The 12,929-nt window shown below is 72.1% G+C and carries 13 protein-coding genes and 2 pseudogenes; 4 read left to right on the top strand and 11 right to left on the bottom strand.

All coding sequences use genetic code 11. From position 1 onward, the window contains the following. Nucleotides 1–192: 192 nt before the first annotated feature. Nucleotides 193–498, bottom strand: coding sequence for a Dabb family protein (locus ACFXAZ_RS36085; protein WP_384600154.1), 306 nt, complete (start codon nt 496–498; stop codon nt 193–195). A 91-nt stretch (nt 499–589) separates the two neighbouring features. On the opposite strand from ACFXAZ_RS36085, the pseudogene ACFXAZ_RS36090 reads away from it, so the two are divergent. Continuing rightward, nucleotides 590–1,000 (top strand): annotated as a pseudogene (locus ACFXAZ_RS36090) (cupin domain-containing protein); the annotation flags it as partial. Between the two features lie 161 nt (nt 1,001–1,161). On the opposite strand, the gene ACFXAZ_RS36095 reads toward ACFXAZ_RS36090, so the two are convergent. The 9 genes and pseudogenes from ACFXAZ_RS36095 to ACFXAZ_RS36135 all read right to left on the bottom strand — a co-directional run bounded on the left by ACFXAZ_RS36095 (nt 1,162) and on the right by ACFXAZ_RS36135 (nt 8,806). Further along, nucleotides 1,162–2,043: a GlxA family transcriptional regulator gene (locus tag ACFXAZ_RS36095; protein WP_384600157.1), complete on the bottom strand. Its 882-nt coding sequence runs from the start codon at nt 2,041–2,043 to the stop codon at nt 1,162–1,164. A 23-nt stretch (nt 2,044–2,066) separates the two neighbouring features. Beyond that, nucleotides 2,067–2,301 (bottom strand): annotated as a pseudogene (locus ACFXAZ_RS36100) (alpha/beta fold hydrolase); the annotation flags it as partial. A 158-nt stretch (nt 2,302–2,459) separates the two neighbouring features. Beyond that, a complete protein-coding gene (locus tag ACFXAZ_RS36105; RefSeq protein ID WP_384600160.1) occupies nt 2,460–3,533 on the bottom strand; it encodes an LLM class flavin-dependent oxidoreductase in 1,074 nt (357 codons plus the stop codon). 49 nt (nt 3,534–3,582) lie between these two features. Then, on the bottom strand, nt 3,583–4,446 hold the full coding sequence (locus tag ACFXAZ_RS36110) for an ABC transporter substrate-binding protein (protein ID WP_384600163.1): 864 nt from the start codon (nt 4,444–4,446) through the stop codon (nt 3,583–3,585). After that, nucleotides 4,447–5,313: an ABC transporter ATP-binding protein gene (locus ACFXAZ_RS36115; RefSeq protein WP_384600165.1), complete on the bottom strand. Its 867-nt coding sequence runs from the start codon at nt 5,311–5,313 to the stop codon at nt 4,447–4,449. After that, nucleotides 5,310–6,143, bottom strand: a complete 834-nt coding sequence (locus tag ACFXAZ_RS36120; RefSeq protein ID WP_384600168.1) for an ABC transporter permease — start codon at nt 6,141–6,143, stop codon at nt 5,310–5,312. The genes ACFXAZ_RS36115 and ACFXAZ_RS36120 overlap by 4 nt, the downstream gene beginning before the upstream one ends. Beyond that, a complete protein-coding gene (locus ACFXAZ_RS36125; protein ID WP_384600172.1) occupies nt 6,140–7,141 on the bottom strand; it encodes an ABC transporter substrate-binding protein in 1,002 nt (333 codons plus the stop codon). Before ACFXAZ_RS36125 ends, ACFXAZ_RS36120 begins: the two co-directional genes overlap by 4 nt. A 7-nt stretch (nt 7,142–7,148) precedes the next feature. After that, nucleotides 7,149–8,222: an ABC transporter substrate-binding protein gene (locus ACFXAZ_RS36130; RefSeq protein ID WP_384600175.1), complete on the bottom strand. Its 1,074-nt coding sequence runs from the start codon at nt 8,220–8,222 to the stop codon at nt 7,149–7,151. 251 nt (nt 8,223–8,473) lie between these two features. Next, nucleotides 8,474–8,806, bottom strand: a complete 333-nt coding sequence (locus ACFXAZ_RS36135) for a putative leader peptide (RefSeq protein ID WP_384600178.1) — start codon at nt 8,804–8,806, stop codon at nt 8,474–8,476. Between the two features lie 180 nt (nt 8,807–8,986). Between ACFXAZ_RS36135 and ACFXAZ_RS36140 the strand changes: the two genes are divergently transcribed. From ACFXAZ_RS36140 to ACFXAZ_RS36150, 3 genes are all read left to right on the top strand, one after another. Further along, nucleotides 8,987–9,727: an IclR family transcriptional regulator gene (locus ACFXAZ_RS36140; protein WP_384600220.1), complete on the top strand. Its 741-nt coding sequence runs from the start codon at nt 8,987–8,989 to the stop codon at nt 9,725–9,727. A gap of 134 nt (nt 9,728–9,861) precedes the next feature. After that, a complete protein-coding gene (locus tag ACFXAZ_RS36145; protein ID WP_384600181.1) occupies nt 9,862–10,674 on the top strand; it encodes an IclR family transcriptional regulator in 813 nt (270 codons plus the stop codon). 10 nt (nt 10,675–10,684) lie between these two features. Beyond that, nucleotides 10,685–11,314: a TetR/AcrR family transcriptional regulator gene (locus tag ACFXAZ_RS36150; RefSeq protein WP_384600184.1), complete on the top strand. Its 630-nt coding sequence runs from the start codon at nt 10,685–10,687 to the stop codon at nt 11,312–11,314. On the opposite strand, the gene ACFXAZ_RS36155 is transcribed toward ACFXAZ_RS36150, so the two are convergent. Next, complete coding sequence (locus ACFXAZ_RS36155; protein WP_384600187.1) at nt 11,294–12,772, bottom strand: MFS transporter; 1,479 nt, start codon at nt 12,770–12,772, stop codon at nt 11,294–11,296. The genes ACFXAZ_RS36150 and ACFXAZ_RS36155 overlap by 21 nt on opposite strands. Nucleotides 12,773–12,929: the final 157 nt, after the last annotated feature.

Here is a 12,929-nt window from a genome sequence, read left to right on the forward strand (position 1 = left end):
CGGCGCGCTCGGGGGGGCGCGCGCGGCGGCCGGGGGGGGGGGCCCCCGGGTCGGGGGGTGGTCGGGGGGGGGGGCGGGGGGGGCCCCCCCCCACCAACGATCCCCGCTGCCCTTCCCTCTCCCCGCCCCCGGCGTGGGTCGCTGTGATGCGATCCACGCCCGGGGCGCCGGTTCACCGGGGATTGTCCACCCTCAGCCCGGAAGGTCGTAGTAGATACCGAACCGGTCGGCGCACAGTTCGTCGAGCCGGCCGAGAAGGCGCCGGTGAGCGGGGTGGGGCCAGTACTCGGACTTGAAGTCCTCCTCGCTGGTCATCCGCATGTAACAGCCGTGCGTGTAGCCATGTGCGAGTCCGGAGGGATTGCGATTCTCACCGAAGGTGAAATCAAGTACGCAGTCCAGGGTTCGGGCGGTCTCGGCGAACTCGGTCAGCGCGGACGTCAGGTTCTCCTCACGTCCCTCAAGTGCGTGGAAGACAACGAAGTGTTCGAACACCATCTTCTCCTCGGACGAGCGCCTCGCGCAGACTGCGCGGATACGGCCTGTGACGCCATCCCACTATTATGCATAATGCCTAATCCAGTCAACAATGTCATCGGCGACACCCGCCGGTGGGAGTGGCGGTCGCGGTGACCGTGCCCCGGTGGGAGGTGGCGATGGAGTGGACGATCGCCAGACCCGGACCGTGGCCCGGGCGGTCACTGCCGACCCGGGAACATACCCGGTAGAAGGGCTCGGCAAGGTGGACCGGGCCCGCTTCGGGGATGTTGTGGGTGAGGGCGTTGTCGAGGAGGTTGGGGATCACCTGGCGCCGGAGGGTGGCGTTGCCCATGACCTCGCGGTCGGGTCCGACCTGGGCATCGGCCGACTGCCGCCGGGCGACAGGATCCGGCCGCACGTCAACAGCTACGAGCAGGCCCTCTACATCCTGACCGGCGAGATCGCCCTCCGGATCGAGGAGCGCGCCTACCTGCGGCCGGGCGACTTCGCCTTCATCCCGCTCGGGGCACTGCACGCCTTCACGAATCGCTCCTCGTCACAGGCACGGTGGAAGGACGTCAGCAGCCCCGTGACACTGCGCCACGAGTCCGGGCGCAGTGACACCTTCTTCCGCGCCGGCGCCCCCGACCGCACGGCAGCCGCCGCACCGCCGGACTTCGATCACTTCGGCCGACGTCGGTCAACCGGTGCCGGTTCTACGGGGCTTCCCAGCCCGGTGGAGCCATGCCCGTGGTGCGGAAGCGGCTGCGGTAGGTGCCGGGGGGAGACACCCAGGTTGCGGCGGAAAATGCGGCGCATGGTCTCCGGGTTGCCGAAGCCGGCCCGGCGGGCGATCGACGACTGGCTCTCGTCGCCCGTGACCAACAGAAGCTTCGCCGCCTCCAACCGGATCTGCTCGACATATCGGGCCGGGGTGGTGCCCACCTCGTCGTGGAACATCCGCGCCAGATGACGTTCGCTCACCGCCGCACGGGCGGCCATGGCACTGGTGGAGTGGTCCCCGGCAGGTTCCAGGGTCACCGTGTCCAGGACCTGGCGCAGACCGGGCGTGGCAGGGACACCCGAGCGGAACCAGACGCTGAACTGGGCCTGCCCGCAGGGACGTTGGAGGAACACCACCAGCCAGCGCGCCACCCTGCGCGCGAGTTCCGTGCCGTGGTCGCGCTCGACCAGCGCGAGCGCCAGATCCGTACCCGCGCTGATCCCGGCGCCCGTCACGAACGGGCCGTCCTGCACGAACAGCGCGTCCGGCTCCACCCGGACCCGGGGATGGCGCCGGGCCAGCCGTGCGCAGTGGGCCCAGTGTGTGGTGGCCCTGCGTCCGTCCAGCATGCCGAGGGCGGCCAGGACGAACGCGCCCGTGCAGATCGAGGCGATCCGGGAGGCCCGCGGCGCCAGTTCCCGTACGACGTCCAGCGCGCCCGGCACCGCGTCCGGTGTGGGCTCCTCCGGGATGCCGTGCGCGTCCGGCGCGAACCGGAAGTCGGCCGGGACCCCGCCCGGCACCAGCAGGGTGTCGATCACCTCCGGCGCCCCGGCCACCGGCAGATCCGCGCTCAGCCGGCCTGGGTCGCGGGTTGGGCGTCGGCCGCGCTCTCGCCGTCCTCCGGACCATCGCGTCGAGGTGGATCAGACGCGCGATCCGCTCCGGGACCTGGTTGGCCACGGACGAGATGACGAGTCCGGCGCCTTGTCGCCGTAGCCGGTCAGTGACGGAGTCAGCACCCGGTGCCCGGCCGACACCAGCAACGGGGCCACCCGCTCCCAGCACTGTCCGCTGTGCCAGGCGCCGTGTACCACCTCGGTACCGGCGGGATGGCGGGGGTGGTGCACCGTGCGTCCGGCCAGGGCGACCCCCGGCCGAGGGCGCCGGAGTCGGCCGACTCAGCCGACATGGCCGCTCCGGGTCCGCACAGCGCCCCGCGCACACTAGACGTACGGTGCCGCCCCCGCCCCGCTCAGGGACGTACGCCCAGGGCGGGCAGTACGGTCTCCGCCACCCGGTACGCCTCCTCCAGCAAGGGGTTCGCGGAGAGGATGAAGGTGTCGACGCCCAGTGCCTCGTACTCCTTGAGGCGGTCCACGACCTGGGCGGCGGAGCCGACCACCGCCGTGCCGGGTCCGGGCCGGAACAGGCTCATGCCGGGCCAGAGGTTGGGGTGGGTCTCCAGTTCGCGGGCGTGGGCGGGGACCCGCCCGCCGTGCTGGCGGAACTGGCGCTGCCAGCCGACCCCGTCCTCGGCCGCCCGGTCGCCGAGCTGGCGGGCGTAGGTGGCTTCGCTGGTGACGTCGAGGAGGCGGTCGGCCGCCGCCCATGCCTGCTCCTCGGTGTCGCGGACGATCAGGTGCAGGCGCAGTCCGATGCGCAGGGTGCGGCCGTGGGCGGCGGCGCGTTCGCGGACGCGGTCGAGTTTCTCCTTCAGCAGGTGAGGTGGTTCGCCCCAGGTGAGGTAGACATCGACATGCTGGGCGGCCATCTCGATGCCCGCCGGTGAGGAGCCGCCGAACCACAAGGGGACGTGGGGGGTCTGCACGGGCTTGAGGTCGCGGAAGGAGGCTCCGGCGCCCTTCAGGTCGTAGAAGCGGCCCTTGTGGTCGAACACCTCGCCCGCGGTGAGGCGTTTGACCAGGGACCAGTACTCGGCGCTCAGCTCGTAGCGTTCGTCGTGCTCGACGTTCAGGCCGTACTCGCGCAAGGCCTTCGTGGAGCCGTTGACGACGTTGAAGCGCAGCCGGGCGCCGAAGAGGGTGTCGAAGGTGAGGGCCATCTTGGCCAGGAGGGTGGGCGCGATCAGTCCGGGGTGGACGGCCAGCAGCGGCTGGAAGCCGGGGCCGGTGGCGGCGGCCAGGGCGCTGCCGAGCGGCCACACGTCGTGGAGGTCGGTGGCGAGCAGGGCGCCGCTGAATCCCAGGCGTTCGACCGTTGCCGCGAGCTGCTGGAGATAGCCGAGGTCGACCGGGCGGCGGCCCTCGGGTTCCCAGGGGTAGGCGCCTTCGCGCGGGATGATGTACCAAAGTACTTCGGAGGGCATGGGTGGTGTCTCTTCCGGTCAGTCGCTCTTCCGGTCGGTCGCTGTTGGGTCAGTTGCGGCGCGCGACGGCGTCGGCGACCGTGACGGGGCGCTCGATGAAGCCGGTGCGGACGAAGATGTCGGCGGCCTGCTGCTGTTCGGCGAGGAACTCCTCGGTCACGTCCTCGACGCGCCAGGGCAGATCACGCAGCGCGATCTCCCAGTCGTCGGCGGTGCCACCCTGGTGGTCGGCGGCGATCGCGGCGGCCTCGCGCGGGTGGGCCTCGGCCCAGGCGTCGGCCCGGCCCAGGGCGCGCAGCAGGGCGGCGACCACCTCGGGGCGCTGCTCGGCGAGGTCGCGCCGGGTGAAGAAGACGGAGCGGTTGGTGATGACATCGCCGGCGCGGAACAGGACGCGGACGCCTCCCCTGCGCAGGGCGGCGGCGAGCTGGGGTCCTTGGATGACCCAGGCGGTGATGGCGCCGTCCCGCAGCAGCTTCTCGCTGTCCTCGTTGCTGCGTTCGGCCGTGATGTCGGTGGCGTAGGACAGTCCGGCGTCGTCCAGTGCCTTGGCCACCAGATGGGTCTGCCAGGAGCCGATCGCCAGGTGCACGGTGCCGCCCTTGAGGTCGGCGACCGTCTGCACCGGGCTGTCCTCGGTGACCAGAACCGCGCCGTGGTCGGGGCGCGGGGCGGAGACGGCGGTGTAGACGAGGTCGTGGCCCGCGGCCTGGGCGGTGACGGGCGGGGTGGAGCCGGTGCCGCCGAAGTCGATGACACCTTCGGTGAGGAGCTGTCCGGTGCGGACGCCGTTGGTGTACGTGTGGAAGGCGACGGTCTCACCCACGGCAGCGAGTTCCTCGGCGGCGTGGTCGAGGCGGGAGAGGTAGTAGAGGGTCGGGTTGCTGTTGTGGACACCGATGGTGATGGTCATTCAGATCACTCCATTGGGGATGGGGGTGGGGGTGGGGACGGTCGGGGTGTTGCTTTCCGGGGGCTGAGGGGCCGGGGAGGATTGGGTGACCGGCGACTTGGTGAGCGGGGGCCGCGTGCCCGGAGCTGTGTTGCCCGGAGCTGTCGTGCCCGGAGCTGTCGTGCCCGGGGTTGCCGTGGGTGGTACGCCCAGGTCGGTCAGGAGGCGGCGGCGGAGGGCGGCCACACCGGGGTCGCCGGGGTCGCGGGGGCGGGGGATGTCGACGGGTTCGTCGGTGACGAGGTGTCCGTCGCGCAGGACGCAGACGCGGTCGGCGAGGCGTACGGCCTCCTCCACGTCATGGGTGACCAGCAGGACGGCCGGCCGGTAGACCCGGCACAGCTCGCCCACCAGGTCCTGCATCCGCAGCCGGGTCAGGGCGTCCAGCGCGGCGAACGGTTCGTCGAGCAGGAGGAGTTCGGGTTCCCGGACCAGCGCGCGGGCCAGGGCGACGCGCTGGGCCTCGCCGCCCGACAGGGTCGATGGCCAGGCGCGGGTGTGGCTGTCGAGGCCGACCTCGGCGAGGGCGCGGCGGCCCCGGTCGGCCTGTGCCCGGGGCAGGGCGACGGTCACATTGGCCAGCACGCGTTTGGAGGGGACCAGGCGCGGTTCCTGGAAGACGATGGTCCGCGCCTCCGGCACCCACACCTCGCCGCTGTCGGCGTGATCCAGGGCGCCCAGGATGCGCAGCAGGGTGGTCTTGCCGCTGCCGCTGGCGCCGAGCAGGGCGACGAACTCACCGCGCCCGATGGTGAGATCCAGTCCGGCCAGCACGGACCGGTCACCGAACGTCTTGGTGAGGGAACGGACTTCGACGGCACTGGTCATCGGCCCGCCCTCCGCCAGGGCATCAGCACCCGTTCCAGGAGCCGTACGAACGCGTCGGCGAGGAGTCCGAGCAGGCCGTAGACGAGGATGCACACCATGAGGATGTCGGTACGGGCGAAGCTCTGGGCCTGGGACATCAGATAGCCGATGCCCGCGGTGGCGTTGATCTCCTCGGCGGCGATCAGCGCGATCACGCTCAGTGTCATCGACAGCCGCAGCCCGGCGAGCAGGGAGGGCAGTGCGCCGGGGAGCACCACTTCGCGGACGATCGCGGTGCGGCTCATGCCGAAGCTGCGCATGGCCTCGACCAGCTTGGCGTCGGTGCTGCGGACCCCGCTGGAGGCGGAGACGTACATGGGGAAGGTGGTGGCGACGGCGATCAGCAGGATCTTGGCGATCTCGGTGATGCCGAACCACACCATGAACAGCGGGACCAGGGACAGGAAGGGGATGGTGCGCAGGGTCTGGAGGGAGGAGTCGAGGAGTTCGTCGCCGAGGCGGGTGAAGCCGGTGATCACGCCGAGGGTGAGACCGGCGGTGAGTCCGATGAGCAGGCCGGCGCCGGAGCGGGTGAGTGAGGTGACGAGGGCGTCGGGCAGTTGGCCGTTGCCCCACAGTTCGCCGACCGCGCGGAGCACGTCGGAGGGCGGGGCGAGCACGTCGGGGGTGAGCAGGCCGGTGGCGGACGCCGCCCACCACAGCACGACGAGGGTGATCGGGCCGAGGGCGCGGACGACGGCCCGGTAGCGGTGGGGGCGGGGCCGGGCGACGGTGGCACGCGGGGTCACCAGGCCGGTGGGTGCCGGTTTCTCGTGGAGGGCGGTGGTCATGACAGCTCGGTCACATCGAGAAGGTGGTCGGTGACGTCGATCTCGTCGGGGGTCACCTTCTGCTCGGCGTAGAAGCGGGCGACGGCCTGGAAGCGGGTGATGTCGGCGTCGGTGATCGGTTCGACGGTGCCGCCCTGGCTGGTGAACTCGATCTCGATGGTCTTGGCCTCGCCGGTGAGCGCCTGGGGTCCGGCGTCGGTGGTGACATTGAGGTAGGCGGCGGGGTCCTGCTTCTCCTTGACGCTGCCCTCGTGGAGGTAGGTGTAGAGCGCCTTCACGACCTCGGGGTGCTGGTCGGCGAAGTCGGTGCGTACGGCGGTGAGGCTGTAGTTGTCGGAGCCGATGTCCTGTCCGTCGACCAGGAAGCGGGCCTCGCCCTGGCCCAGCTCGGCCACGGAGTACGTCGCCCAGACCGCCCAGGCGTCGACCTGGCCCGCGTTGAAGACGGCGGCCGTCTGGTCGGCCTGGAGATAGACGCGTTCGACGTCGTCGGCGGGAATGCCCTTCTCGGCGAGGGCCTTGAGCAGCAGGTACTCGCCGGTGCCGCCCTTGTTGACGGCGACCTTCTTGCCGACCAGGTCCTCGATGGTGTCGATCCCCGAGTCCTTCTTCACCAGGATGCCCTCGCCGACCGGGTCGGGTGCGGTGGCGGCGAAGAACTTGAAGCCGGGGTTCTGGGACAGGGAGGTGACGCCGGAGGTGATCGAGCCGGTGGCGATGTCCAGCTGGTCGGCGTTGAGGGCCTGTGCGGCGGGCGCGAAGGGTCCGGCGCTGCCGGTCCAGGCGACCTTGGCGTTCACCTTGGCGAGGGCCTTGTCGAGCGAGCCGTCCTTCTTGCCGACGGCGAGAACTCCGCTGTTGCCCGGGTCGGGGATGCGGACGGTGATGGTGGCGGCGGCGCCGGATCCGGTGTCGCTCTGCGCGGTACCGCAGGCGGTGAGGGCGGCGAGCCCGGTGAGCAGGGCCAGAGTGGCGGTGAGCGGAGTCGGGATGCGCATGGTGGTCCTACGTGGTGTGGGTGGAGACGGCTGATGGTGGACTGCCGTGCCCGGCCGTGGGGCCGACGGGGCTGTGCGGCGTGGTGGTGCGCGCCTGGTGGGCCCGGCGCAGTGGCTCGGGGTCGGCCCAGGCGTGGACGTCGACGGGTTCGGGCAGGAAGCCGTGCGCGCGCAGGGCCGTTTCCTGCTGGGCCAGCAGGGCGAGGCGTTCTTCGGAGAGGTCGGGGTGCAGGGTGCGGTGGGTGCCGGGGCGGTAGGCGCCGCGGACGCCTTCGGCTCCGGCGCCGGTCTCCGCGCCGAGGATGCGGGCGACGTCGTCCGGTGCGGCGGCGGCCCAGTCGGCGGCGCGCAGCAGCACGGTGAGGAAGCGGGTGACAAGGTCGGGGTGGTCGTCGAGAAGTCGTTGGTGGACGGTGATCGGGCGAGGGGTGCCGTTGTTGACACGGTGGGCCCGGTCGGGCAGTTCGTCGAGTTCGACGGCGGCCTCGGCACCGGCCCGCCGGGCCGCCTCGACGGCCAGGGCGCCCTTGACGTACACGGCGTCGACCTCGCCGCGGGTGAGCGCGGCCAGTTCCGCGGCCCACTGGCCGGTGTGCCCGTCGGCGGATACGTCGATGAGTTCGGCGTCTTCGAGGCCGTACCCGGCGGAGGCCAGGGCGCCTTCGAAGCCGCGCAGGGCCATGGCCCGCCAGAAGTCGATGGCGATCGAGTGCCGGGGCACCGCCAGTCGCCGGCCGCGCAGGGCGGCGGCGCCGCGGATGCCGGAGCCCGGTGCGACGAGGATGGTCTGGCGTTCCTCGATCCAGGTCAGTCCGATCAGCCGGGTCGCCTCACCCCTGGACCGGGCCCACAGTGCGGGGACGTTGCCGCCCTCGCGGAACAGGGCGGACAGGGAGTGGGTGTAGTGGGTGCCGCGAAGGCCGGGTGGCAGCTCGGACGACGGGGCCTGGAGGGAGCGGACGGTGATCCCGTCCGGTGCGAACTCCTCCGCGAGCCAGTGCCGGTCGGCGGCGATTCCGGTCGCGGTGGGGACGGGACAGCGGGTGAACCAGAGGGTTTCGGGCAGCGGGTGGTGCGGCATGGAGTCTTCCCTGGGGGCGGGGGTGGTGGCGGCGAAGGGCGTACGTGGCCGGGCAGCCGGCCTGGTCTTCCCTGGCGGCCGGGGTGGTGGACGTACGGCGGCCGGGGCACGGCGGGTGGGCCCGATGCGGGTCGGCGACGGGCGAAGCACCGTGCCTCAGCGGCGTGGGCGGCCGGATGTTCCGGGTGCGGGACGGTGCCGGGGGCCCGGTCCGATGACCTGGGAGCGTCCGCTACGCGGCGGGCGGGGCGTCAGCGACAGACGGCGCTGGAGACACGGCCGAGGTCGACGTGACGGCGCACGGTCAGCAGGAGCACGGCGGTCCTGGACATCGCCACACCCCTTTCCGACGGCTCGCGCCGGACCTGTTCCGGCGGCGTGACCGCAGCCTGGCACGGGTGCCGAGGGAACGGCAAGCGGCTTCCCACGATGTGGGAACGAGCGTGAACAGGCTGTTTCAGCAGGCAGTACGGGCCCGGTGCCCATGCCGCCATATGGGAATGTCGTGGCTGACCCAACCGGCTGCCGCCGCGCCTGACGGGCGCGCCCCGTCGAGGAACGGGGGCGTCACGGTGTCCGCGCATCGAGGCGTTGAGGCATTGAGCATCGAGCGTTCAGGCATTGCGCGTTGAGGCATCGAGCCGTCGGAACAAAGAGAACGGAAGGAAGGCGGTACAGCCGTGGGCCAGACGGGCGGGACGGGCGGGACAGACGGCGAGGCGGGCGGCGGAACGGTGGGGACACCGGTCGCCGGGGCGCAGGCCGTGCAGCGGGCCCTTGACGTCCTGCACTGTTTCCACGACAACGCGCCCGACCTGAGCGCCTCGGAGATCTCCCGCAGGCTCGGACTCTCACCGTCGACGGCCCACCGGCTGGCCCGCACGCTCCAGGGCGCCGGATTCCTGGAGCAGGACCCCCGTACGGCCCGCTACCGGCTCGGTCCGGCGGTCACGGAGCTGGGCCGACTGTCGTATCACCAGCGGGGCCTGCACCTGGCGTCACCCGAGCTGAAGGATCTGGCCCGGCGCACCGGAGCGACCGCGGACCTGGCGCTGCGCAGCGGCCCGCACGCGGTGATCGTGGCGGGCGGCTCGGTCACCCCGAAAGTGGGGCTGCGCCGCCCGCTGCACTCGACGGCGCTGGGGAAGGTGCTGCTGGCCTGGCCGCGTCCCGGGGAGAGCGGTGCGGAGTCGCTGCCGCCGCTGCGGGCGTTCACCGAGCGCACGATCGTCGACCGGGCGACGCTGGCCGCCGAACTGGAGCAGGTGCGCGCCCAGCACTTCGCGATCAACGACGGTGAGTCCGCCCAGGGCATCCGCACCCTCGCGGTCCCGGTCCTCGACCATCTGGGAGCCGCCCGCTTCGCCGTCGCCCTGCGCGGCACGCCGGAACTGATCACCACCGACCGCTTCGACTGGTTCCTCACCCAGGCCACGACCTGCGCCCACGCCCTGGCGGTGCTGCTGCTTCCGCCGTCGCAGCGGGGTGGGGCGGCGGAGCGCTGACGGAGGAATCGGAACCGTCATCGGAATCGGGCGAACTGTCCGGTTGACGCCTCTGCGTCCCAGCGCTAGCGTGCCTAGAATATCAATTCTAGAATATGCATTCTAGGTCGCGTGACGACGATGAGGAGCCCGACGTGATCGGACAACCGCCCGCGGAGTCGGCGCTCCTCGGTGAGCCCAAAACGGCCCCCGCGCCCTCGGTGCTGTGGAAGGCGTTCCGCGTCCTGGAGGTGTTCAGCCACGGCCGGCGGGTGCTGACCCTGGCGCAGATCGTGCGGCGCAGCGGACTGCCGAAGTCCACGGCACACCGCGTGCTCGCCATGCTGGTCGAGGTCGGGGCCGTGGAACAGCACCGCGATGGATACCGCATGGGCCTGCGTATGTTCACCCTCGGCGCCATGCCGCCGGAGGTGGCTCTGCGGGACGCCGCGCTGGTGCACCTGGAGGAGCTGCACCGGGTGACCGGGCAGACCCTGCACCTGGCGATCGTGCGCGAGGGGAACTCGGTCTACCTGGAGAAGCTCCGCAGCCGCAGGTGCGCGCCTTCCCCCGCCGTGGTCGGTGGCCGGCTGCCGGCCCACTGCACCGCCATCGGCAAGGCCGTGCTGGCGTTCTCGGAGGACCGGGTGGTGGCCGGTGCTCTGGCCGGGCCACTGGAGCGCCGCACGGCTCACTCCATGACGTCCGCGGACGGGGTCCGTGAGCAACTGGCCGCCATCAGGAGAGACGGTTTCGCGGTGGACCGGGAGGAAGCGGTCGAGGGACTGGCGTGCGTGGCGGTTCCGGTGCTCTTCCAGGACCGTGCCGTCGCGGCGGTATCGGTCGGCTTCGCCTCCTCGGCGGGCACCGGCCGGGTCCTCGTCAACGCGCTCCGGCAGACCGCCGGAGCCATCTCCCGCTCGCTGCTGTCCTGCTCGGCCGGACATCTGCTCACGAGCGGTGAGTAGGCTGGCCGGTATGGGTACGAGCAGGGCCGGCCACGGCTCCAGCAGGGACCGGATCCTGGACGCCGCCGAGACGCTGTTCAGCACACGGGGCTACGCGGATGTCACCATCAGCCAGGTCTGCCGGGAGTCGGGACTCCCGGTCGGTTCGATCTACCACCACTTCACCAATAAGTTCGGGCTCCTGTCGGCCGTCGTCGAACGCGCCTCCGTCGAATTCTTCGACGCCATGCCCGTACCGGGCGAACTGCCCGGGGATCCTCTGGAGCGGCTGGGCGCCTACTACGACGGGGCCGTGGACGTCATCTCCGACCGGGTGCGGCTCATGCGGCTGATGTACCTCCTGCGTCTCCAGGAGCACAACGACAGGCAGATCGAGTCCTTGGTGCGGGAGGCCAACAACCGCGTGCGGGCCGAGCTCGCCGCCGCGATCGAGCCGGTCACCCTCGGCTGCGGTGTTCCCGACGCGAAGGGCCTCGCGAAGGAACTGGCGGAGCTGACCCTGTCGTTCACCGCCGGTCTCGTGGTCTTCACCGACGACAGGGGCGATCATCTCCGGGCCGGCCTGCGCCGGCTGCGTCAGCTCGTCCTGGGGGTCATCGCCGAGAGCGCCACCGAACCGTCAGCGGCCCTTCGCCGATAGCCGGGATTCCCCATCGGCGGTCGGCGCGGCCGTATCGGCGCCACCCATATCCATACGGGCGGACGGAGCGGGCAGCCCGAAACGGGCGACGAGCACGACCGCGGCGGCCACCAGCGCTCCCGCCCCGAAGAGCACGACGACGGCGTTCTCGTGCGGCGGCCCGTCGCCCGACGTGAACGCGGCCAGTATCACCGCCACCAGACTGCCCGCCACCGCGCCGCCGATCCAGCGGGCCAGCGTGTTCGCGCTGTTGGCCGTTCCCAGCCGCTCCCCCGGTACGGAGCTGGCCAGCACCGCCGGGACGGCGGCGTACCCGAGGCTCACCATCACGCCGAGCGCGATGCCCGCCACCACCACCTGGTAGGGCCGGTCATGGGCCAGGACGAGGGCCGCGAAACCACCGGCGCCCGCGAATCCGGCGGCGGCCAGGGTGAAGCGGCTGCCGAAGCGGATGACCAGACGGCCACCGGCCGGGGCGGCGACCATGGACGCGACGGTACTCGGCAGCAGATACACCACCGCGGTGGTCAGCGCCGAGGCGCCGAACCCGTATCCCGCCTCCCCCGGCTCGCTGCGGACCAGGTGTGTCAGCCCGAGCGTCGCGATGAACATGACGGCCCCGACCAGCGCCGACAGGAGGTTCGCGACCACGACCGGCCGACGGCGCAGCAGATCCATGGCCAGCAGCGGATCGGGGCGCCAGCGCTCCACCCGCACGAAGAGCCAGAGTACGGCCACGGCTGCCGCGAAAGCGCCGACGACCAGAGGTGAGGACCAGCCGAGGACCGCTCCTTGGGACAGCGGCAGCAGTACCAGCAGCAGGCCCGTGCCCAGCAGGGCGGCACCCGCCATGTCCACCCGGCCGCCGCTCCCGGACACCTCCCGACGCGGTACCAGGAGCGCCACCAGGAGCACCGCGAGCGCGCTCACCCCGGCGCAGCACCAGAACAGCGTCTGATGGCCGGGCCGCACCCGGTTCAGCAGACCGGCGACCACCGGACCCATGCCCCCGCCCACGGCGAGCGTTCCCGACAGCAGCGCCACGGCCGAGGTGCGGCGATGCCCGGTCAGCTCCCGGTGCAGCACCGTCACCGCCAGCGGGAACACGGCCCCGGGCGTGCCCTGGAGCGCCCGGCCGAGCAGGAACAGCCAGGCCGACGGGGCGAGCGCGGACAGCACGGCACCGGCGGTGAGCACCGACAGACACCACAGCAGCACGCCCCGGCCGCCCCGGAGGTCGGCGATCCGGCCCAGCACGGGAACGGTGACCGCCGAGGTGAGCAGCCCGGCCGTCACCGCCCAGTTGGCGGTGCCGACGGAGATCCGGAGCTGCTCCGAGAGGTCGGGCAGCACCGGTATGACGACGACGGGCACGGCTCCCGCGACCGCGCCGGCGAAGCAGAGCGCGAACTGCGGACGGCCGGTACGGGCGGGTGGTGGGTCCAGGTGGCTCGGCATGGCGGCACCGTAGGCATCGCGCGCCCTGCGGTGGCGGGGGCCGGCCCGCCCCCTGGAGCGGGGGGCGGACTGGGGGGGCGAGCCGGAGAGGGGGCGCGGCCCCCCCCGGGGCGCGGGGGGGGGGGGGGAGAGGGGGCGGGGGGGGGGGGCGCCCGCG

This window comes from Streptomyces sp. NPDC059477 (assembly GCF_042749375.1).
Lineage (GTDB): Bacteria > Actinomycetota > Actinomycetes > Streptomycetales > Streptomycetaceae > Streptomyces.